Source organism: Zoogloea sp. (genome assembly GCF_041914405.1).
GTDB lineage: Bacteria > Pseudomonadota > Gammaproteobacteria > Burkholderiales > Rhodocyclaceae > Zoogloea.
Window position 1 is genome coordinate 21,755 of sequence record NZ_JAYSDK010000006.1, and the last position, 21,979, is coordinate 43,733.

The window sequence follows — 21,979 nt, forward strand, 5'->3', positions numbered from 1 at the left end:
CATTGCGCGGGTTTCAGCAGCCACTGCCGTCGGAGCGGCGCGTGAAGCCGAAGCTGCCGCCACCAAGGCTGGGCGGCTGGATGCAGATCATCAGCGCCAGTGACTTGGCGGACTTCACGATGTCCGGCGGGAAGGCGGAAAAGGGGATCGCCCGTTCCACGACCGACTTTACGAAGGCGATCTCGTCCTGCTGGTCGCCGGCATTGACGACCTTGAAGCTCTTCAGCGAGCCGTCCGGGTTCAGCCGCACCTCGATGGAGGCGTTGCGGATGCCGCGGGTGCGCGGGTCGTTCTTCACGAAGGCCGCGCTGCGGTTGAGCTTCTTGACCAGCGCGTCCATGTAGAACTCGAGGCTGAAAGGATCCACCGGCGGACTGTTGGGGATGCGCTCGACCAGGTCTTCCAGACTGCTGGAACTGCGTCCGCGGGACTCGCGCATCTGCTCGCGGCCAATCTCGCGGGCCATGGCCAGGGACCGCTCGGCGAGGGTCGGGGGCGGCGGGGGCGGCTTTTTCGCGTCGCGGGCGAGATCATTGAGGAAGTTGTCCATCTCCTCCTTCTGGGCCACGCTCCAGGTCGGCGTCGGCTCGGCGCTGCGGACCGCGGGCGCGTCGGACTTGCGGGCGGTGAGGATGCGCGGGCGGCTTTCGGACGCCTTGGCCTTCGGCTTCTGCGCCTGCTGCGGCTTGCGCGGCTGGGCCTCGGCGACCTTCACCGGTTCCTTGGGACGCGGCCGTACATCGGCCCGGGGAGCCGGCGGCGGGGCGAGACGGGCTTCCAGTCTGGGGTTGGCGCGCTCCTGCTCCGGCGGGTTCAGCTTGACCAGCAGCAGGAGGCCATGGACCAGCAAGGACATCGCGATCGCCAGCTGAAGGGCGCGCGAGGATCTGGATTGAGGCAAGTCGAACATCGGCCGGATTTTAGTCCGGCCCGTGCCGGGGCGGGCTGCTTTTTACACAATCCGCCCCGATTGCAAGCCTGTCGTCAGGCGCTCGTGCGGGCGCGCTCCCGGTCCACCTCCAGCCCGTAGCGCTTGAGCTTGAGGTAGAGCGTGCTCTTGGCGATGTTGAGCTGGCGCGCGGCCCAGGTGAGGTTACCGCCGGTGGCGGCGATGGCGCGCCGGATCAGCTCCAGCTCGCCGTCGGCAATGCTGCAGATCCGCGAACTGCCGGTGGCGGTCGGCGGCGGCAGCTCGATGTCCGACAGCTCTGCCGGCAGGGCTTCGGCACCGATCTCCGCGCCGTCGCTCATGAGCACCATGCTCTCCACCGCGTTGCGCAACTCGCGCACGTTGCCCGGCCACGGATACGCCTGCAGGCGCTCCAGAACGCCGATGCCGAGCGGGCGCTCGGGCAGGCTGTGCTGGGCGGCGAAGCGGGTGAGGAACAGATCCACCAGCAGCGGGATGTCCTCCCGCCGTTCGCGTAGTGGGGGCAGATGCAGCGTCGTGACGGCGATGCGGTAGTACAAGTCCATGCGGAAGCGGCCGGCGGCGACCTCCTCGCGCAGGTTGCGGTGGGTGGCGGCGACGAGGCGGAAATTCACCTTGCGCGGGCTGTTCTCGCCAAGGCGGTGGATCTCGCCTTCCTCAAGCACCCGCAGCAGATGCGGTTGCAGGTCGATGGGCATTTCGCCGATCTCGTCAAGGAACAGGGTGCCCCCGTCGGCGGCCTCGATCTTGCCCATCATGCCGCCCTTGCGCGCGCCGGTGAAGGCGCCTTCCGCATAACCGAACAGCTCGCTGGCCAGCAGCTCCCGAGACAGCCCGCCGCAGTTGAGGGCCACGTAGGCGCCACTGGCGCGCTGGCTGGCCTCGTGGATGCCGCGGGCGAACTCCTCCTTGCCGACGCCGGTTTCGCCGAGCAGTAGCACCGGCACCTTCGAGCGGGCCAGCTGGCGCGCCTTGTCGATGGCCGACAGTAGCGTCGGGTTGCGGCTGACCAGGGAGGCGAAGTTGCGCACCTTGGCCGGGCTGTCGGTTGGAGTACAGCTTGGGGCTGCGTGCTGGATTGAGGCCGGGCGGGTACCGCGGGCAAGGGGCATGATCAGCAGCGTGCCGAGGCGCAGGCCATGGCTCGTCACCGGCACCAGCCAGTCGTTGTTCATCCAGTCGGGCAGCGGGCCCACCGGACCGTCGGCGCCGAGGGCCATCTCTGCCAGGCGAGCGGGGGCCGACAGGTCCATGTCGCCGCCCCGCGCCATGACGGCACTGGCGGCGTGCTCGTTGATCTTGACCGGCACGCCACGCCGGTCGAAAAGGATCAGGCCGTCGGCGGCACTTGAGCCCCAGCGCCCCATTGCCCCCTCCAGCAGGCGGCAGCGCAGCTCCATCTCCCGCGCGCCGAGGCGGCTCTCGATGCGGCTGGCAGTGGTGACGGCGAGGGCCAGGCTCTGGCGGCTGTAGCTTTCAGACAGGCCGGAGACGTCGATCACGCCGACGATTTCGCCACCTTGGGGATGGCGGATCACCGCAGCCGAACAGGTCCACCGCTTGATGCCGGCGCAGAAGTGCTCGGCCGAATGGATCTGCACCGGCTGGCCGACCGCCAGTGCGGTACCGATGGCATTGGTGCCGCAAATGCGTTCGCTCCAGTTGACGCCGGGAATCAGGCGGATCGATTCGGCGGTGCCGACCGTCGGTGTGTCTCCCTCCATCGTGAGGATGGTGCACTGGGTGTCGGCGAGCAGCATCATCGTGCCGCTCTCGGCCAGGAAGTCCCGCGCATAGGCCATCACCGGTGCGCCGGCTTCCAGCAGCTCGCTGTTGCTCTCCCGCAGCGCGTACAGCGCATGTTCGGGCAGCGGGTCGGGGGCGTAGCGGCGGTCTGGGTCTACGTGGGCGTCCTGGCAGCGTCGCCAGGAGCGGTCCACCAGGGTGCGCAGGGTGTCATTGCGGGCTGCATCGCCGCTCAGGAAGGATTCCCAGGCGGCCATTACGGCGGCGTTGTTATGCGGATTGGAGAACACTTGTCCCTCCGTGCTGCACATTTCTCACGTCTTCCTCCTTTGGTTTCGTCCCGCTTGCGGCGGACCGCTATCGATGGATGCGGCCGTTTTAAGGGTGGGTTCTGCGCGCGGACGGGACGGATGGCATGGGTCTGGGTGAGGCCTCCGATCTGGAAACGCTTATGAAAAAAATGGAACGTCCGATCTGGAGATTAGCAAACCTGGTGCCATCTGCCTCGATCACGTACAAGCCCCGTGCAGCAAGGGGGGCGCATGGATGTTGTTTGAAGTGCGGATGCTGGCCGTTCGAGAATCGGACGTTCGAGAGGGGAGACGTCTCATTCTCGGACGGTTGGCCGGGGATGGGCTGGGTGTGGATGAGCTTTTCGTTTTTGGGGCCCGCTTCTCCCGTAGGGGCGAATGAATTCGCCCCCACCGAAGCCTGCAGCAATCCGCAAGGAGGCGAGGTTCGGACGTACGCAAAAAAGCGGGGTCGGCCGTCGGCCGAACCCCGCAAAGCGCTTGCAACCCTGCTTAAGCGCGTTCCGGTACAGGCAGGCCCATCCAGTCCTTGTAGAAGGCCTCGATGTCCGGTTCGAAGTCATGGATCACCGGGTACCACGGGGTCGGTGCTTCCACGTCGTGCATGGTGCCGCAGGTCGGGCAGTAGTACTCGCGATACACCTGCCACTGGGTGTCCGGCGCCATCAGCTTCGGATAGACCTCGGTCATCGCCTCTTCGGTGTCGCGCACGTAGATGCTGGCGTGCAGCTTCCAGTTATCGCGGTAGTCGCAGAAGACGTGGCCGCAGTCGCACTGGGTAACCCACTCCTTGGTTTTGGCGGACTGCACGATATACAGATGCGGGCCGAGGGGCAGCACGATGCGGTCCGGGAAGCTCACCTTGGCCTGCAGGGCCGCCAGGTACTGGCTGAAGCGGCTGTGGTCCTTGGGCATGGACAGCATGCGGAAGGTGGTTTCCCAGTCGAGCGAGCCTTCGACGAGGTGGGCGACCTGTTCGTTGGTGTAGTTGGACATGTTCAGACTCCTTGATTCCGTGATTACTCTTCGACCTGGACGACGGTGGTGACGTCGGGGAGCATGGACAGGTCCATGCGGTGCTTGGCGCCGTAGGAGGGCACGCCGAGCTCTTCCTCAAGCAGTTGCCATTCGGCCGGCAGGCTCCAGAAGTCCTTGAACTGCTTGGTGAACTTCTCAGACAGCGCGAAGCTGGTGGCGAACATGTGCTGGACCTGGGTGGCGGCGTGCTTGTTGATGATGCGTTCGCGCTCCTCCTTCATCCATTCGCGGGTCGGCAGTGCGCGGGCCAGGCGTTCCTTGCGGATCTCGGCGCGGCGGGCCTGGGTCTTGGCCGGATCGACCGTGAACACGCCCTTGGCGTCCTGGGTCAGCACCGCGCCATAGACCTTCTCGGCGTACTCGGGCAGCAGGAACTTCTGGTTGAGGTCGGCCTCGATGGCCTTCGGCTCGCGGTCGATGGGGTCGCCGAAGCCGGGGCCGCCGCGCAGGTAGTTGAGGTAGAGGTCGTGGTTGGAGTAGCAGTCCTCGGTGGTGATGCACTGCTTGTCGCGCTTGACCGTGGCGGTGGCGTCCAGGTGGCGCTCGTAGTCCGGGTTGGACGGATCGAGGTCGCCGCCCAGCGGCAGGCTGTCGCCGATGGCGATGCGGTTCTCCAGCCCGGTCTTGTGGGCCTCAAAACGGTAGCCGGTGGCGGACGGGTAGCCGCCCATCAGGCCCCAGTCACTGTTCATGAAGCCGTTGCCCATGAAGAACATGGTCCAGTCCTGGGCGTTCCAGACCATGCGCAGGGTCTCGAAGCCGCAGCCGCCACGGTATTTGCCATAGCCGCCGGAGTTGGCCTTCACGTTGCGGCCGAGATAGAGGAGCGGTTCGGCCATCTCCCAGATCTCGATGTCGCCCATGTCGCCTTCCGGGTTCCAGATCGCCGCGGCGTGGTTCAGGCCGTCCTTCACCGCGCAGGCGCCGGTGCCGCAGCTCGATGCTTCGAAGCTGTTCACCGCATGGATCTCGCCGTCCTGGTTGATACCGCCGCCCTGCAGCCAGTTAGAGGTATTGGCGTTGCCGGCGTTGACCTCTTCCAGGTAGCCGCGGCTGAAGTAGGACTGGGACAGGCCGCGCCACAACGCAGCCCAACCAGACACCAGGAAGTGCCAGGCGTAGGCGTGGCCGGTGCGGCGGTCGTCCGGGTTGCACCAAGTGCCCTTGGGCAGGCGGAACTCGGTGGCGAAGTAGGCGCCGTCGTTGATGCGCTGGGTCGGCACGAGGGTCTGGCACATCATCACCCAGATGCCCGAGGTGAAGGCCACCTGGTGGGCGTTGAAGGTGTGCCAGCCCCAGCGGCTCGCGCCCTCGAAGTCTAGCCGCCACTTGCCGTCCGGCTTGATGGTCATCTCGCACGGGGAGTGCATGATGGAGTCGAGCTTGGCGAAGGCGTTGGAGACCTGCACGTCCTCGTGCTTGTAGGGCACGTCGACGAAGGACACCTTGCGGTACTTGCCCGGCAGGGTCATCGCCTTGATGCGGCTCATCAGGCCGCGGCGGCCTTCCTCGATGACCTCGAAGGCGAACTTCTCATAGGCCTCGATGCCGTCGGCCTTGATCACGTCCTCCACCAGCTCGCGGATCATGTGGCAGCCGGCGATACGGGTCTTCTCGTCGAGGATCCAGTACTTGGGCGTGCGCACCGAGCGCTGGGATTCGTGCAGCCAGTCGCGCAGCGGCTCGTCGTTGATGCCGGTCTTGCGGCAGGTGATCATGTAGCCGTCGCCGAAGCGCTGGGTCTGGCCGGTGGACATGGAGCCCGGCGTCACCGAGCCGGTGTCGATCACGTGGGTCACGCCGCCGACCCAGCCGATCAGCTTGCCTTCCCAGAAGATCGGCACGATGGTGGCGATGTCGCAGGGGTGTACGTTGCCGATCGCGCAGTCGTTGGTGGTGAACATGTCGCCGGGGTTGATGCCGGGATTGCCCTCCCAGTTGTTCTCGATCATGTATTTGATCGCAGCGCCCATCGTGCCCACGTGGATGATGATGCCGGTGGAGGTCAGGACGCAGTCGCCGGCGGCGTTGTAGAGCGTGAAGCACAGCTCGCCTTCCTGCTCGACGATGGGACTGGCGGCGATCTTCTTGGCCGTTTCGCGGGCATGCACCAGGCCGCCGCGCAGCTTGGAGAACAGCTTTTCGTAGCCGATCGGGTCGCTGTCGCGGAACTCCAGCTTCTCGATACCGTTGTAGTAGCCGCTGGCCTGGGTGCGCGCGATGATGCCGTCGCGGAACTGCTTCAGGGTCTGGCCGTTTTTCAGCAAGTCGGCGAAGCCGAGCTCATTCTTGTTCATCATGTTCATTGTCTTGTCTCCTTAGTGTGGTTAGCCCCCAAGATGCCGTCGGCGTCGGTCCCCCGAGGGGGCGCCGGCAGCCTTGGGGCGGCCCATGCGGCTACCGGACTTCCTTCAGATGGAACAGGCGGTGCTTGTCGATCGTGGTCGCGAAGCCGTCGGGCACCACGAAGGTGGTCGCGTCGGATTCGATGATGGCGGGGCCCACGATGTGGTTGCCGGCCTTCAGGCTTTCCATCTTCCACAGCGCGGCATCGACCCAGCGCTTGTGGCGGTAGAAGGGGCGGGTGCCCAGGTAAGCTTCCTTCGGCGGCGTGGGGCCGGCGTCCGGGTCTTCCGGCAGCACCGGCTTCTGGGTCACCACGGTGCCGCGCAGGATCGCGCCGGTGATCGAGAAGCCCAGCTCCGGCGAGCGTGCCGAACTGGCATACACGCGACCGTAGGTGTTCTCGAAGGCATCGACGATCTGGTTCCAGTCGGCAGCGGTGGCCGCGCTGGTCACCGGCGAGACGATTTCCAGGTCGTTGAGCTGCCCCATGTACTGCATCTTGTAGCCGGGGATCAGCAGCACGTCTTCGGCCTTGTAGCCATTGAGCACGAACTCGTCGATGACCTTCAGTGCCAGTTCGGACCAGGCGTCCTGCAGCGTCCGGCACGCGGCCGCCTTGGTGTCGTCGTCGGCCAGCTGGGCGACGCCGAGATCCACCGACTTGTCGTAGCGGTACTCGAAGTCGGCGCAGGCGCAGCCGAAGGCCGAGAAGCCCGCCGCCCAGGCCGGCACCACCACGTCCTTGAAGCCGACGCCCTCGGTGTAGCCGTAGGTGTGCACCGGGCCAGCTCCGCCGTAGGAGAAGCAGGTGAACTCGGCCGGGTTGTAGCCCTTGGCGCTGATGTTGGCGCGCAGGTACTCGGACAGGGTCAGGTCGAGCAGTTCGATGACACCGGCGGCGGCATCTTCCACCGACAGGCCGAGTGGGTCGGCGATCTGCGCCTTGATGTGGTCGCGGGCGCGCTGCACGTCCAGCTTGATCGCACCGCCCAGGAAGTTGTCCGGGTTGAGGTAGCCGAGCACCACGTGGCAGTCGGACACCGACACCGTATCCAGGCCGCTATCCGGCCAGCAGGTGCCGACCCGGTAGCCGGCGCTGTCCGGGCCGAGCTTGATCGACTTGCTGTAGGGGTCGAGGCGCACGAAGCTGCCGGCGCCGGCGCCCACCGAGTCCATCGCCACCAGCGGCAGGGACAGCACCAGGCGGGCCATATCCGGATCGGACTTGATCGCGAAGCTGCCCTTGGTGATCAGGGCCACGTCGAAGCTGGTGCCGCCGATGTCCGAGCAGGCGATGTTCTCGTCGCCCAGGTATTCACCCAGCAGCTTGGAGCCGATGACGCCACCGATCGGGCCGGAGACGATGGTGCGGGCCAGTTCCTTGGCTTTCCAGCTGATCGTGCCGCCGTGGGTCGCCATCACGCGCAGGTCGAACTTGGCGCCGTGCTTCTTGAAGCGGTCGCTGACCTTCTTCAGGGTCTGGCGGGACGGTTCGGCACCGTAGGCCTCCAGGATGGTGGTATTCATCCGGTGGCTTTCCTTGCGCGAGGGGTAGTAATCCACCGACGCGAAGACCGGGATGTCCACCTTCAGCTTGGCCAGCTCTTCCCGGGCGATGTCGCGGGCGCGGGTCTCGCTGGACTCGTTCTTGTGGGACTGCAACAAGCAGATCACGATGGCCTGCGCGCCGGCGGCGATCAGCTCGCGGGTGGCCTGGCGGACTTCGTCCTCGCGCAGGGGGATGACCACCTTGCCCTGCACGTCGGTCCGCTCGGTCACGCCACGGGTGCGGGAGACCGGAACCAGCGGCTCGTCGTAGCGGTGGGTGTTGAGGTGGATGCGGTCTTCCAGCGCGTAGCCCAGGTAGCTCTGCAGCGCCCGGCCCATGGAATGGATCTGCTCGAACCCCTTGTTGCAGATCAGGCCCACGTCGAGGCCCTTGCGCATCAGGATGCGGTTGAGCATCGCAGTGCCGGAATACACGCAGGTCGCCAGTTCCGGATAAACGTCGTCCACCGTGCGGTTCCAGTGGGCGAGGGCGTCCTCCGACGAGTTGAAGATGGCCAGCGATTCGTCGGCCGGATTGCTCTGCGCCTTGCCGACGACGAAACGTCCGTCGGCCCGAACGAAGAAGGTGTCGGTCATCGTGCCGCCGGCATCGATGCCCATCACCTGTACTTGTGATTGTTGGACTTCCATTGTTGTCTCCATGTCTCCTTGGTTTGGACTGGTGCCGCATTCCGCCGCACCCCGGGGCGAGCCGCTGTCCCCGCAAGACATAGGGCAACGGTTGTGCCAGATCGCGCAAAAAGGAGATAGAAGACTGAAAGAAAAGGAGTTTTAGACTCAATGCCGCTGGCAAGGGGGAAAGGCCGGCGGACAAATCGGCGACCGGGAATCGGACGTTCGTGCAGGAGTCGGACGTCCGGACCGCGGCCGAGGAAGGGGGCTTAGGGGCTACACCACTCGCTGCGCCTGCCGTTGCCATAGAGCGACTGGCGCTCGGTGAGGCTCATCGTCGAGCGGACCTTGCCCGTGGTGGCATCGAACAGAACGTTGAAGCGCGCCGGCTCGCTCCACACATCGCAGTAACGCCATTCCCACACGCGCTCATTGCGGGCGGGGTACGTCACGGTCCACGGGGGGTAGGGCGGCCCGATCTCGCGCATCACCGCCTCTTCGTCCATGCCCGGCTGGATGCGCGCGAAGTGCGGCATGTCGAGCACGTTTTCCACGCTGCGCACCCGGCCACCCGCATCGGTGAGGGCCATCCACGTCCGCATCCCCATCGGCGCCGTGGTGAAGGCCAGCCGCTCGCCACCGCTGTCCTCCGGCCAGCACATTGCGGGGGGACCGAGGCGGGCAACCAGTTCACCGACGCTTGTGGCATGCGCCGGAAAGCGCGGACCGACGCAGGCGGAGAGAAGAGCGGCGAGGGTAGCGCTCAAGAAGAGGGAGGGCAGAGGCTTCATGGTGGATGCCTGCTTGGCTGACAAAGGAGGACTGCAATGCCTTTGATCCACGCGGCGGGGCATATGTTGCGTCCGGCTGTTTGATTGGGACTGCCGATGGGTGCCATGTGCGCAGCCGCTCAGTCAATATGCCTTTGGCGACATACGGGCATGCGCGGTGAACAATCAATGTTGCTGCCGTCACATGGGATAGTGCTTGCGCGACATTCAATGTGGCGATGGGCTATCCCAATATTGGTAGGCCAATATCCAAAGTTGCCACCGCAATATGTGGCTTCATGCCCAAGAGATAATAATGTGCGCAGCCCAACATCGTATGGGAATGAACCAGCATTCCATGTTCACGTCGCCAGATCGAATGTTGGCCACGCAACATGAAATGTGACTTCAGCAGTACGAAGTGCGCAGTGAGAATGTGTGTCTGTGGACGGGCAGAAGCGGCAGTACGCCGGGACTTGAGTACATGATTCCGCTGCTTGGGGACCTGGGGCGATTTCTGGACCCGGCATTTCAATGGATTTTTCCAGTCGTTCGGCCGACGCATCCTGAGCGGCGCTATATGCAAGCTTACGCGTGCTTGTCGGTCTGAATGGAGTTTAAGGGGAGGGCCGGGGGCGAGACATTAATACGGAGTAGTGGTGGGTGCCTGGGGCAGGTCATCGGCCAATCCGGTCATTGGCCGAATGCCCAGAATCAGGCAGCAATCTGTCGCTTACCTGCCGTCCAGTCCTAAACGGCAGCATTACCTTCCAGCGAACGCGTACTCCGTGCCCGTTACAAACCTTCAGGCCTTCGCCTGCTGAAAGGCAGGTAAGAAAATGCAGCGGCCGCTCCCAACCGCCGATACGTCGCCTCTTCTGCCATTGGATGTTCTTGGTGGCAAGCTTGGCAAGATGAACCGGACCTGTCAGTCGACATCTGACCTGTCAAATCATCTATTAGCTTTCATCTGGCATGACCGTGCGTATCGGTCGAGTCCCGATCTTGGCCCCGGTGACTTCATCCACTGCTACGGCTTTGATCTCTGTTCCGTTTTCAGCGTCGAAAAACCGAACCAGCTTGCCACCTCCCCGGTATTGACGCCCCCAGGCACCAATCATGAACAGCACCGGCAGAAAATCGCGACCGGCCGCGGTCAGCAGATATTCCTCGCGCGGTGGGTGCTCCGAGTAGCGTCGCTTTTCCAGTAATCCCTCCTCTGTCAACGTCGCCAGCCGTCGGGTCAGCATGGTCGGGGCGATGCCCAGGCTTTTCCGGAACTGGTCGAAGCGCGTCAGGCCGGCGTGCGCGTCGCGCAGGATCAGCAGGCTCCACGCGTCACCCGCAAAAGTCAGGCTGCGAGCGATCGGGCATGCGTCTTTGGAAATATTTTCGTCGTTCATACCGTTTTGGTAGTGACTTACTTTCAAATTGATAGTATCGTTCGTTTCAATTTGATAGTAACACTTTGGCAACCGGTGATCCAGCCTATCTGGCGCCGTGATTGATGAACGATTTCTCCGCCGACGTTGAGGAGCGAAAGATGAGTAGCGTGAAATGGAAAGATGTACCGACTCGCAGCATTGACGTGGGTGGCGCGCCCTTCGTCTATCGGGAACTCGGCCCGAGCTCCGGTGTGCCGGTGGTCTTTCTTCACCATCTGATGGCGGTACTCGATGATTGGGACCCGCGGGTGATCGACGGTATCGCCGCGCAACGTCGGGTCATCGCTTTCGACAACCGCGGTGTCGGTGCCTCGGGCGGTTCGGTACCGCACACAATCGAAGAGATGGGGCGGGACGCCATCACCTTCATTCGGGCCTTGGGGCACCAGCAGGTCGACCTGTTCGGCTTCTCTTTAGGCGGGGGCGTGGCACAAATGGTTGCGCTGCAGGCGCCCAAACTCGTGCGCCGGATGATTCTCGCCGGAACGGGGCCAAAGGGTGGTGGCGGGATCGAAGAGGTCACCAAGGTCGCCATCCTTGCCTACATCAAGGCGGCCTTGACCTGGAGTGACGCCAGGAATTTCCTGTTCTTCCCCCGCACGCCGGAAGGCAAGCGCTCCGCGCGAGATTACTTCGCCGCACTTAAGGAGCGGACCAGGGACCGTGACCAGCCCATTTCCTTGCAGGCCCGGCGTGCCCAACTGGAAGCCATCAAGACCGCGGGACTGAGCGAGCCCGATGATCTCTCGCGCATCACCCAACCGGTTCTCGTCGCCAATGGCGACCACGACCTGATGGTCGCCAGCAGCCTATCGGCCGAAATGGCGCGCCGTCTGCCCAATGCCAAGCTGACGATCTATCCGGATTCTGGACACGGTGGCGTCTTTCAGCACCACCATGCCTTTGTGTCAGAGGTCCTGGATTTCCTTGCTAACTGATCGAACAAGAACGAAAGCCCTCTGATGAAAAGCCAAACCATGAAAGCCCTCACCTTCAAACGCTATGGCAAGTCGCCCGACATCGGCTTTGCCGATGTGCCCCGGCCTACGCCGAAGGCCGACGAACTGTTGGTGCAAGTCCACGCCGCCGGCGTGAACCCGGTCGACAACATGATCCCGACCGGGATGTTCAAGCCGGTCCTGCATTTCCAGTTGCCGGCCACGCTCGGGAGCGATCTGGCCGGCGTGGTGGTTGAAGTCGGCAGCCGCGTAACGCGCTTCAAGCCGGGCGATGCCATCTTCGCCAACATTTTCGATCTCGGCATCGGTGCCATCGCCGAATTCGCCGTCGTGCCGGAGCACGCTGCCGCGCCGAAGCCGGCCAATCTGGACTTCGTCCAGGCCGCCTCGATCCCCATGGTCGGTCTGACCTCCTGGCAGGCGCTGAAGGAACGTCTTGATCTTCGGACGGGCCAGAAACTGTTCATTCCGGCAGGCTCCGGTGGCATAGGCACCTTTGCGATCCAGCTGGCCAAGCAGCTTGGGGCCAAGGTGGGAACCACGACCAGCACGGGCAACATTGACCTAGTCCGCCGCCTTGGCGCCGACGAGGTGGTCGATTACAAGAAGCAGGAGTTCGAGCAAGTGCTGCGCGGCTACGACGCTGTGCTGGGCACCGTAAAGGGCGATGCGATCGAGAAATCCGTCGGCATCCTTAAGCCGGGCGGCCGGATCGTGTCGCTCGTCGGGCCGCTCGACGCCGCGTTCGCGCGGGCGCGACGCCTTAACTTCGTCATCAAGCTCGTCTTCGGCTTGATGAGCCGCAAGATCATGCGCCTGGCGAAGAAGCAGGACGTCGCCTACTGCTTCCTCTTTGTGCGCCCCGATGGCGCCCAACTGGCCGAGATCGGCAAGCTGCTCGAAACAGAGCGCATCCGGCCCGTGATCGACAAGGTGTTTCCTTTCGAGCGGGCCAAGGAAGCTCTCGACTACCTGGCCCAGGGCCGCGCCAAGGGCAAGGTCGTCGTCAGGATGAATCAACCGCCCCTCCATGTTTAACCCCCAACAACCCCAACCAAGGAAAACTCCCATGCAAACCCTTCCCACCGTGCTGATCACCGGCGCCTCCAGCGGCATCGGCGCCACCTACGCCGAACGCTTCGCCCGCCGTGGCCACGACCTCGTCCTCGTGGCGCGCGACAAGGCGCGCCTGGAGGCCCTGGCCGCCCGCCTGCGCGCGGAATACAAGGTGGCTGTCGACGTGTTGCCGGCGGACCTGACCAAGTCCGACGATCTGTCCGCGCTCGAAACCCGTCTGCGCAACGACGCCCGGATCGGCATCCTGATCAACAACGCCGGCATGCCTCAACCCAAGGGCTTCCTCGAACAGACCGCCGAGGGCATCGAAAGCCTAATCGCGCTCAACACCACCGCGGTGACGCGGCTCGCGGCGGCGGTCGCACCGCGCCTGGCGCAATCCGGTAGCGGCGCCATCGTCAATATCGGCTCGGTGATCGGTTTCGCGCCCGAATTCGGCATGTCGATCTACGGCGCCAGCAAGGCCTTCGTGCTCTTCCTGTCGCAGGGCCTCAATGTCGAACTGGCGCCCAAGGGCGTTTACGTGCAGGCCGTACTGCCGGCGGCGACCCGTACCGAGATCTGGAAAAAGGGTGGCGTGGACGTCAACACCCTGCCCGAGGTGATGGAAGTGGAGGAACTGGTCGATGCGGCGCTGGTCGGCTTCGACCGCCGCGAACTGGTCACCATCCCGCCGCTGCACGTCGCCGAGCGCTGGGACGCGCTGGATGGCGCCCGCCAGGGTCTGATGGCGGACCTCCGGCAAGCCCGCGCCGCAGAGCGCTATCGGCCGCAAGCCTGAGTCCGCACACTTCTCAATTCAAAGAATCCAATGAAATTCAATCATGATCGTCATTACTAGAGCATCCGGCTAACTCGGTCGGCTGGTTAACACCCTAAGCAGGGTTTTACTGGGTCAATACAAGGCGCCGATGCGGCGACGACCATTCCGCCCCGTCTCCGACGCCCTCCTTGCTAGGTCCCGAAGTGACCGGTACAGTCATCGACACCAGCAAGTCGGTGACTTGGCTCCCTGTGGGCAAGCGGGTAGCGACCGCCTGCCCATCCTTAATAGTCGTCAGTCAGGCCCTCATTGCAGGCTGACTTAGCCAACCGCCGCATATGGACGACTGTGCATATCAGAGCGATTTCAAAATACAGAAGGCTCACGCTACGGTCTGGGCGGCGTTGCCTGCAGCCCAAGGAATGGGGCTTCTTGCCTGTGCCGAAGACTTCAAGCTGCTCACGCTGTCTAGGCGAGCGAGCTGCTCGGCCGACAGGGAGAGCGTCAGCGCGCCGAGGTTGTCACTGAGCTGGGTCTGCGAACGCGGCCCGATGATCGGTACGGCGCCGTGCGTCCCGGCCCAGGCAATGGCGACTTGACTGGCGCTGACGCCAAGTTCGCCTGCAATGGCGAGCACGGTGTCCAGGATCTGCGTACGCTGGGCCGAATTCTCGGGCTGGAAGACCCGCCCGCCGAAGCCTTCGGCCCGACCCTTTTCTCCCTGCCGATACTTGCCGGTCAGCATACCGCCGCCCAGTGGTGACCAGGTCACGATGCCAAGACCCAGTGCGAGCGACGCGGGGAACAGATCGGCCTCCGGCTCACGGCAGACCAGACTGTGTTCGAACTGCGCCGCCGCGATGGGTACCGCGTGGGTCAATTCGGCCAGGGTGACTGCACGGGCAAGGCGCCAGGCGGGGAAATTTGACAAGCCCGCATAGAGGATCTTGCCCGCACGCGCCAGATCCTCGAAACCGCGGACGATCTCTTCGATGGGTGTTACGCCATCGGGACGATGCGCCCAGTAGATATCAATCCGGTCAGTTTTGAGGCGCTTGAGGCTGGCCTCCACGGACGCGACCAGTGCCTTGCGGCTATTGCCGGTTACCAGCCGGTTGGCATTGGGCGTGGCGCCATTGGTGAACTTGGTGGCCAGGACGAAATCCTCGCGTCGTCCTTTCAGGAGCGTCCCGAGCAGTTCCTCGGCCTGGCCGAACTGATAGGCATCCGCCGTGTCGATGAAGTTGCCGCCTGCCTCGGCATAGGCGTTGAAGACAGCTTCAGCAACATCCGGGTCGGCCCCATACCCCCAGCCAGTGCCGAAGTTGCCCGTACCCAATGCGACTTGCGACACACGCAGGCCGGTCTTGCCGAATGCGGTGTATTCCATGTTCTGCTCCGTTGGTAACGTATGTGTTTGGGATCGACTGCGACGACCGCCGTAGTCTTCAAGCGCCGGGTTCGCACACAGGCGCGATTTCTGATGTGGACTTATTCCGTGAGGCCAATATCTTGTCGCGGCATACCGCGAGGGGTTCGTCGGCCAGCGGTGAGAGGGGCAATATCTCCGCCCACACGCCAGCAACAAAGATTTATTGCCTTCAGCCCGCCTAAAAATCAGGTTGCGTACTGGGCAACTCCACCACCGAAAGACCAATTCTCTTTTTTAACCTCGATCAGATTTATGAAAACATCATCCAGCCGAACGCCCGCTTCTCGATTTAGCCCTTCCGCAATTGTCTTGTAGAGCAGTTTCTTCTGGTCCGTCGATCGTCCCTCATTGAGCGTTATTTGGATAAACACCAGCCCATCACTTCGTTTTATCCCGAGATAGGTGGGGTCGTAGACGAAGTGGTCGTCGTCGTGCTCCGTCAGAATCTGAAAGTTATCTTGGTCAGGGACGTTAATGGCAGCCTTCATTGAATCGTAAACAACCTTGCCCAGCCTTTTGGCGTAGGACGCGTCAGGGTTTCTTTTGATGTCTATACGAACGAGGGGCATCGATCTCTCCTTTAAAGTTCTTAAATAGGGACCTGCTGGGGGCATTTCAGGGGACCGTGGCGTCAGTTTGCTGGCCTATACCGGCCTGCTGCATGCCGATGCCTCGCCACGTCAAGGCACGAATCGCTTGACCAAAAGGTTTGCCACAAAGGTCTGAACCGGTTCGTTTCGCTGGTTATATGTCGTCACGCGAGTCTTAACCATGCCTTGTTCCGGTCTGGATTTCGATGGGCGAACCTCAAGAATCTCTGTTTCAACAGAAAGCTCATCACCGGGGCGTACAGGCTGGTGCCATTGGAGAGCATCCAAACCAGCGCCTATGACGCCACCAGCCGGCTTGAATTCACCTTTAACGAACAGTCGCATCGTCACAGCAGCCGTATGCCAGCCGCTCGCTGCCAGTCCTTGAAAGAAGGATTTGGACGCAGCCTCATTGTTCAGATGGAAAGGTTGTGGGTCATACTCGGCAGCAAACTGCTTGATTTCTTCCTCATCCATCACGTGGCTTCCGGAACCAAAGCGTTGACCGACACGCAGGTCGTCGAGGTGGTAAATCTCTTTCATGTCGTTTCCCGCCAATCAAGCTTTCAGCCAGAGAATCATCTGGGTGCAACGAAACAGCGCCAGTTTCCTGCCCGTCACTTCATCCGTCACGACGGCATCCCAGACCTGCGTTGTCTTGCCAAGATGCTGAGCGGTCGCGGTACAGGCAATTACGCCGTCTCTCACCGTGCTGAGGTGGTTACTCTTCAGTTCGACCGTCGTAAAGGACTGGGCACCGGCAGGCAGGTGAGCAATCGTGGCATTGCCGCAGGTGGTATCGGCCAATGCCACGACGCTGGCTGCGTGCAGGAAACCGTTGATGGCGCCGTGCAAAGGCTTGACCGCCATGCGACTGGTCATCACGCCCTGCTTTACTTCCACCATTTCGACACCCAGAAACCCCGGCAGGCATTCCCTGCTATCCCGGTTCAGGGACTTCGGGCTTACCTCCTCGCGCAAAATGCTCATGATCTTCCTTTATCTGTCGCCAATGACGATTGGGGGGGTATGAGAGATTTGCCGATCGGGGCTTCCTTGACGGGCAAATTGACCAGGGCGGCGAGGGAGGCAAGGGCCATATCGGCATACCACATCCAAGAGAAGTCACCAAACCGCGAAATCGTGAGGCCGCCCAACCAGGCACCAAGGAAACCGCCAATCTGATGCGATAGCAGCGTTAGCCCGAACAAGGTCGCCAGATAGCGCGTCCCAAAAAGTTTCCCAACAATGGCTGCGGTGGGAGGAACGGTCGCCAACCATGTGAAACCCAATCCGGCAGCAAACAGGTAGTAAGTCCATTCGGTGCGCGGCATCCACAGATACCAGGCGATCAGCAAGGCCCGCGAGGCGTACATGACTGCCAGGACATACTTGCTGCGATAACGGGCTACGCACGAACCGGCATACAGGCTGCCGAATACATTCGCCAGGCCGATGATGGCCAGTGACCAGCTAGCCACACTGGGCGGCAGGCCGCACAGATTCACTTCGCCGGGCAGGTGGGTCACCAGGAAGGCAATGTGAAACCCACAGGTGAAAAAACCAACATGTAGCAGCCCGTAGCTCGGGTTCTTGAGCGCCACCAGGATTGCTGGCCCCAGTTTCGAATCGTCGGCGTGCTGGGACGCTGCCGTCGTTGGTCCTGTCAGTTTTCCGACCAACGGAAACGCAGCCAAGGTCGCCACGGCCATCGCCCACATCGCGCCCATCCAGCCCATGCTCTGAATCAGCTTTTGCAGGAGCGGTGCAAAGATGAATTGGCCGAAGGAGCCGCCCGCGTTGATAACCCCGGAGGCTGTTCCGCGTGACTCGAATGGCAAGCGTTGGGCGGCAGCACCAATCAGTACGGAGAAACTGCCGGCGCCCGAGCCCATGGAAGCCATGATGCCCAAGGCAATCGCCAGACCGAAACCGTTGTCGATGAAAGGCGTAATGGCACAACCGATGGCGAGCGTTAGCAAGGCAGCTTGCAACACCAGCCTGGGTCCGTAGCGGTCTGCCACAGCCCCTGCAATCGGCTGGATCGCTCCCCAGGTGAATTGTCCGATGGCTAGCGCCAGGCTAATGGTGGCGACGCCCATGCCGGTCGAACTGTTGATGGGGCTGACAAAGAGTCCGAAGGATTGCCGGGTACCCATGGTCACCATGAGAATGCCGGCCGCAGCCAGGGTTATGGACAGTGCTTCGGGGCGTCGAATTGAGTTAAACATCATTTCCAACACATCAAGCAATGGTTGGATTGTGTTCAATTAACGCTACTGCGACAAACCAGTTATCATGCTTTATGAGATAGAAAATCTATGCCATGGCTTCGTACCCACCCCTCAAGGCGCTAGTCGCCTTCGATGCTGTCATGCGAAACAAGAGTTTTTCTCTTGCTGCGGATGAGCTGTGCGTGACGCCGGGCGCAATTGGCCAGCAAATCCAGAAACTTGAGGAATGGCTGGGCATGTCGCTTTTCATCCGGCAGGTGCGACAAGTGCACCCCACGGATGCAGCTACCGGTTACTGGCAGAAGATCCAACAGCCACTCGCCCAGATTGCGGATGCCAGTAGCCGACTCAAGCGCAGTCGCAGCATGGCCGTGTCGCTGTCCATGACACCCAGCTTTGCTGCCAAGTGGTTCACGAGCAGAATGGCTAACTTGGTGACCCAGCACCCGGACATCGAACTTCATCTCAAAGCATCGGTTGAAACAGTCGATTTCGAGCGCGAGGTGGTTGATTTGGCGATTCGCCATTTCAACGGAAAAGGCGCAAATTTGGATGCAAGCTTGCTCTTTAAGGATGAGGCTCAGGCGTACTGCACACAGGAATACGCTGCTGCAATGTGTTTAAGCGTGCCGGAGGATTTAGTGAGAGCAAACTTGCTGGTAACTACCACGCAGCCCTATTGGGAGCAATGGTTCAAACAGTTCAGTCAACTGGATAGGGAAGCCATCACTAGGATTCCTCGCATGCACTTCGACCAGTCTCTGCTGGCTATAGAAGCCGCAAAACGAGGGAATGGGGTAGTTCTGGCCAGTCCTTACCTAACCGAAGCAGAAGTTGCCAGTCGGGCTTTGATTAAACCGTTTGACTGTTGCCTCAAACTTGAGAATGGCTACTACGTGGTTCACCCCAGCAAGACAACACCCAGTCAGGCAGCCATGCGCGTAAAGCAGTGGCTGATTGAAGAGGCAGCGAAATATGCCAAAGCTGGGGTTTCGACTGACTCAGATCTGTAATGCAGCCTCCCCGAAGGGGATAGCGTTTTGAAAAAAGGACCCAGAAGGAACTGGCGAGCAGGCGTTCCAAACCTCAAATTTCAAATGGCTGCTCTATATTGCAGAGCAGCCATTATTTATAGAGGCTGCCAACGGCTGCAAAGGCCGAAATGCTGACCTTGAACGTAGACGTCAAGGGTCTGCATGGCAACCACTATGTCCTTACCGGCCTGAGGTGACCCAAGCGTCCGGGCCGAGCTGATTGCATCCACTTGGAAGCATGGAGGCTATATAACGCACAAATCTGTCTCCTCAGTCGGTATTGCACTCCCAGGAATATACAAAGCCATTTTTATTGGTTTGGTGCATCGCGACTCCTCCCTAGACTCGGGTCCTGACTCGATAAACAGGAGAATTCCATGTCCCCGACCCGTGCTGCGCTGCGTCCTGTACTGGCCTTGCTGGCTGGGCTGATGGTCTTGCCGGCGGCGCCGGCCTTGGCCGATGCCACGCTTCTCAATGTCTCCTACGATGTGTCGCGGGAGCTTTACAAGGACATCAATCCGGCCTTCATCGCCCAGTGGCAGCGCACGGCGAAGGAGAAGCTGACGATCAACCAGTCCCACGGTGGTTCGAGCAAGCAGGTCCAGTCGGTGGCGTCGGGCCTGGAGGCGGACGTGGTGACGATGAACCAGACGCCGGACATCAATGTGCTGGCCAAGCAGGGCCTGGTTGCGGCTGATTGGCAGAAGGCCTTCCCGCACGGGGCGGCGCCTTACACGACGAACACCATCTTCCTGGTGCGCAAGGGCAACCCGAAGGGCATCAAGGATTGGTCCGATCTGGTTCGTCCAGGCCTGCAGGTGATCGTGCCGAACCCCAAGACGTCCGGCAACGGCCGCTACACCTATCTGGCGGCGTGGGGCTATGCGCTGCAAAAGACCGGCAGCGACGCCGGCGCGCGGGACTTCGTGACCAAGCTGTTCGCCAACGTGCCGGTGCTCGACGGTGGCGGCCGCGGGGCGACGACGACCTTCACGCAGCGTGACATCGGCGACGTGCTGATCACCTTCGAAAACGAAGCGGTGCTGATCGATCAGGAAGTGGGCGGCGACAAGTTCGATGTGGTCTATCCGTCCCTGTCCATCGAGGCCGCGGCGCCGGTGGCGGTGGTGAGCAAGGTGGTGGACAAGCGCGGCACGCGCAAGCAGGCGACGGCCTACCTGAACTTCCTGTTCTCGCCGGAAGGCCAGGAGATCATCGCCAAGCACCATTTCCGTCCGGTCGATCCGGCGGTGCTGAAGAAGTATTCCAGCCGTTTCCCGGCCGTGAAGACCTTTACGGTGGAAGGCAAGCTGGGCGGTTGGGATGCGGTGCAGAAGACCCATTTCGCCGACGGCGGCGTGTATGACCAGATCGTGGTGAAACGCTGATGGCTGCATCGAATTCGACCCGGGTGCTGCCGGGCTTCGGCCTCAGCCTCGGCTACACGCTGACCTGGCTGTCGCTGATCGTGCTGATCCCGCTGGTGGCGGTCTTCCTGAAGGCCGGCTCCCTCGGCGCCGATCACTTCATCGCCGCGGTGTCGTCGCCGCGGGTGCTGGCGTCCTACCGCCTGACCTTTGGCGCGTCGTTGATCGCTGCGCTGATCAACACCTTCTTCGGCCTGATGCTGGCGTGGGCGCTGGTGCGTTACTCCTTCCCCGGCAAGCGCCTGGTGGATGCGCTGGTGGATCTGCCTTTTGCGCTGCCGACGGCGGTGGCCGGTATCGCGCTGACCGCGCTGTATGCCAAGAACGGCTGGGTCGGCAAGTTGCTGGAGCCGCTGGGCATCCAGGTCGCTTTCACGCCGCTGGGTGTGCTGATTGCGCTGATCTTCATCGGCCTGCCCTTTGTAGTGCGCACGGTGCAGCCGATTCTCGAGGATCTGGACACCGAGTACGAGGAAGCGGCGGTGAGCCTCGGTGCCAATCGCTGGCAGGCTTTCCGCCACGTGGTCTTTCCGACTGTGCTGCCGGCGCTGCTCACTGGCTTCGCGATGGCCTTTGCCCGCGCGGTGGGGGAATACGGTTCGGTGATCTTCATCGCCGGCAACATTCCGCTGGTGTCCGAGATCACGCCGCTGATGATCATCACCAAGCTTGAGCAATACGACTACGCCGGCGCCACCGCCATTGCCGTGGTCATGCTGCTGATTTCGTTCGTGCTGCTGTTGATCATCAACGGTCTGCAGGCATGGACTGCCAAACGTACCGGGAGGGAACGCTGATGTCCGGCGCTGCTGCTGTATTGCATGGGTCGGCGGATCACGCCGCCCGATTCGAGTCGAAGGCCGCCACGCGCGAGCCGGCGCTGGTGAAGTGGGGCATCCTGGCGGTATCGCTGACCTTCTTCAGCATCTTCCTGCTGCTGCCGCTGATCACGGTGTTCGTGGAGGCGCTGCGCAAGGGCTGGGATGTCTATTTCGCCGCGCTGATCGAGCCTGACGCGTGGGCGGCGATCAAGCTGACGCTGACTGCTGCGGCGATTTCGGTGCCGCTCAACCTGGTGTTCGGCGTGGCCGCGGCGTGGGCCATCACCAAGTTCGAGTTCCGCGGCAAGCACCTGCTGATCACCCTGATCGACCTGCCGTTCTCGGTGTCGCCGGTGGTGTCGGGCCTGATCTACGTGCTGGTTTTTGGCGCCCAGGGCTGGTTCGGGCCGTGGCTGTCGGAGCACGACTTGAAGGTGGTCTTCGCGGTGCCGGGCATCGTGCTGGCGACGGTCTTCGTGACCTTCCCCTTCGTGGCCCGCGAGCTGATCCCGCTGATGGAAGCGCAGGGGCGCGACGAGGAAGAGGCCGCCGTGGTGCTCGGTGCACGGGGCTGGCAGACCTTCTGGTACGTGACCCTGCCCAACGTGAAGTGGGGCCTGCTGTATGGCGTGATCCTGTGTAACGCCCGTGCGATGGGCGAGTTCGGCGCGGTGAGCGTGGTGTCCGGCCATATCCGTGGCCAGACCAACACGATGCCGCTGCACGTGGAAATTCTTTACAACGAATACCAGTTCGCTGCCGCCTTTGCGGTGGCCTCCCTGCTGGCGCTGCTGGCGCTCGTGACCCTGGTCATCAAGACCTGGGTGGAGCATCAGGCCGGCAAGGCTAGCCAGCAATCCGAGGAATGAGA

The 21,979-nt window shown here is 62.3% G+C and carries 19 protein-coding genes; 7 read left to right on the plus strand and 12 right to left on the minus strand.

Annotated elements, in window-relative coordinates; all coding sequences use genetic code 11:
• Positions 1–13: 13 nt before the first annotated feature.
• The 7 genes from ACE3RX_RS05155 to ACE3RX_RS05185 all read right to left on the minus strand — a co-directional run bounded on the left by ACE3RX_RS05155 (position 14) and on the right by ACE3RX_RS05185 (position 10,726).
• Positions 14–856 (minus strand): hypothetical protein, encoded by an 843-nt coding sequence (locus tag ACE3RX_RS05155; RefSeq protein WP_374481009.1) that lies wholly within the window; start codon positions 854–856, stop codon positions 14–16.
• A gap of 128 nt (positions 857–984) precedes the next feature.
• Entirely contained in the window at positions 985–2,967 is a 1,983-nt protein-coding gene (locus ACE3RX_RS05160; RefSeq protein WP_374481011.1) for a sigma-54-dependent Fis family transcriptional regulator, read from the minus strand.
• A 513-nt stretch (positions 2,968–3,480) separates the two neighbouring features.
• Positions 3,481–3,984: an acetone carboxylase subunit gamma gene (locus tag ACE3RX_RS05165; protein WP_374481013.1), complete on the minus strand. Its 504-nt coding sequence runs from the start codon at positions 3,982–3,984 to the stop codon at positions 3,481–3,483.
• Positions 3,985–4,007: 23 nt separating this feature from the next.
• Positions 4,008–6,332, minus strand: a complete 2,325-nt coding sequence (locus ACE3RX_RS05170) for a hydantoinase B/oxoprolinase family protein (RefSeq protein WP_374481015.1) — start codon at positions 6,330–6,332, stop codon at positions 4,008–4,010.
• Positions 6,333–6,423: 91 nt separating this feature from the next.
• The gene (locus ACE3RX_RS05175; RefSeq protein WP_374481017.1) at positions 6,424–8,571 is read right to left on the minus strand and encodes a hydantoinase/oxoprolinase family protein; all 2,148 of its coding nucleotides are present in this window, start codon (positions 8,569–8,571) and stop codon (positions 6,424–6,426) included.
• Between the two features lie 251 nt (positions 8,572–8,822).
• Entirely contained in the window at positions 8,823–9,215 is a 393-nt protein-coding gene (locus ACE3RX_RS05180; RefSeq protein WP_374481019.1) for a hypothetical protein, read from the minus strand.
• 1,067 nt (positions 9,216–10,282) lie between these two features.
• On the minus strand, positions 10,283–10,726 hold the full coding sequence (locus ACE3RX_RS05185; protein WP_374481021.1) for a winged helix-turn-helix transcriptional regulator: 444 nt from the start codon (positions 10,724–10,726) through the stop codon (positions 10,283–10,285).
• Positions 10,727–10,830: 104 nt separating this feature from the next.
• Here ACE3RX_RS05185 and ACE3RX_RS05190 point away from each other — a divergent pair, with 104 nt between their 5' ends.
• From ACE3RX_RS05190 to ACE3RX_RS05200, 3 genes are read left to right on the plus strand one after another with little or no spacing between them, the layout of a single operon-like run.
• Positions 10,831–11,706, plus strand: a complete 876-nt coding sequence (locus ACE3RX_RS05190; protein WP_374481023.1) for an alpha/beta fold hydrolase — start codon at positions 10,831–10,833, stop codon at positions 11,704–11,706.
• Between the two features lie 39 nt (positions 11,707–11,745).
• The gene (locus ACE3RX_RS05195) at positions 11,746–12,765 is read left to right on the plus strand and encodes an NADP-dependent oxidoreductase (protein ID WP_374481025.1); all 1,020 of its coding nucleotides are present in this window, start codon (positions 11,746–11,748) and stop codon (positions 12,763–12,765) included.
• A gap of 31 nt (positions 12,766–12,796) precedes the next feature.
• Entirely contained in the window at positions 12,797–13,585 is a 789-nt protein-coding gene (locus ACE3RX_RS05200) for an SDR family NAD(P)-dependent oxidoreductase (RefSeq protein ID WP_374481027.1), read from the plus strand.
• Positions 13,586–13,949: 364 nt separating this feature from the next.
• Here the strand turns inward: ACE3RX_RS05200 and ACE3RX_RS05205 are convergent, their stop codons facing one another.
• The 5 genes from ACE3RX_RS05205 to ACE3RX_RS05225 all read right to left on the minus strand — a co-directional run bounded on the left by ACE3RX_RS05205 (position 13,950) and on the right by ACE3RX_RS05225 (position 17,820).
• Positions 13,950–14,957, minus strand: a complete 1,008-nt coding sequence (locus tag ACE3RX_RS05205; RefSeq protein WP_374481029.1) for an aldo/keto reductase — start codon at positions 14,955–14,957, stop codon at positions 13,950–13,952.
• Between the two features lie 227 nt (positions 14,958–15,184).
• Entirely contained in the window at positions 15,185–15,568 is a 384-nt protein-coding gene (locus ACE3RX_RS05210; protein ID WP_374481031.1) for a tautomerase family protein, read from the minus strand.
• A gap of 111 nt (positions 15,569–15,679) precedes the next feature.
• On the minus strand, positions 15,680–16,132 hold the full coding sequence (locus tag ACE3RX_RS05215) for a MaoC family dehydratase (RefSeq protein ID WP_374481033.1): 453 nt from the start codon (positions 16,130–16,132) through the stop codon (positions 15,680–15,682).
• A 15-nt stretch (positions 16,133–16,147) separates the two neighbouring features.
• On the minus strand, positions 16,148–16,579 hold the full coding sequence (locus tag ACE3RX_RS05220) for a PaaI family thioesterase (RefSeq protein ID WP_374481035.1): 432 nt from the start codon (positions 16,577–16,579) through the stop codon (positions 16,148–16,150).
• The gene (locus tag ACE3RX_RS05225; RefSeq protein WP_374481269.1) at positions 16,576–17,820 is read right to left on the minus strand and encodes an MFS transporter; all 1,245 of its coding nucleotides are present in this window, start codon (positions 17,818–17,820) and stop codon (positions 16,576–16,578) included. Before ACE3RX_RS05225 ends, ACE3RX_RS05220 begins: the two co-directional genes overlap by 4 nt.
• Before the next feature lie 95 nt (positions 17,821–17,915).
• Here ACE3RX_RS05225 and ACE3RX_RS05230 point away from each other — a divergent pair, with 95 nt between their 5' ends.
• The 4 genes from ACE3RX_RS05230 to cysW all read left to right on the plus strand — a co-directional run bounded on the left by ACE3RX_RS05230 (position 17,916) and on the right by cysW (position 21,977).
• Complete coding sequence (locus tag ACE3RX_RS05230) at positions 17,916–18,836, plus strand: LysR substrate-binding domain-containing protein (RefSeq protein ID WP_374481037.1); 921 nt, start codon at positions 17,916–17,918, stop codon at positions 18,834–18,836.
• A gap of 398 nt (positions 18,837–19,234) precedes the next feature.
• Positions 19,235–20,248: a sulfate ABC transporter substrate-binding protein gene (locus tag ACE3RX_RS05235; RefSeq protein ID WP_374481039.1), complete on the plus strand. Its 1,014-nt coding sequence runs from the start codon at positions 19,235–19,237 to the stop codon at positions 20,246–20,248.
• On the plus strand, positions 20,248–21,084 hold the full coding sequence (gene cysT / locus ACE3RX_RS05240; protein WP_374481041.1) for a sulfate ABC transporter permease subunit CysT: 837 nt from the start codon (positions 20,248–20,250) through the stop codon (positions 21,082–21,084). Before ACE3RX_RS05235 ends, cysT begins: the two co-directional genes overlap by 1 nt.
• On the plus strand, positions 21,084–21,977 hold the full coding sequence (gene cysW / locus ACE3RX_RS05245) for a sulfate ABC transporter permease subunit CysW (RefSeq protein WP_374481271.1): 894 nt from the start codon (positions 21,084–21,086) through the stop codon (positions 21,975–21,977). The genes cysT and cysW overlap by 1 nt, the downstream gene beginning before the upstream one ends.
• Positions 21,978–21,979 lie beyond the last annotated feature (2 nt).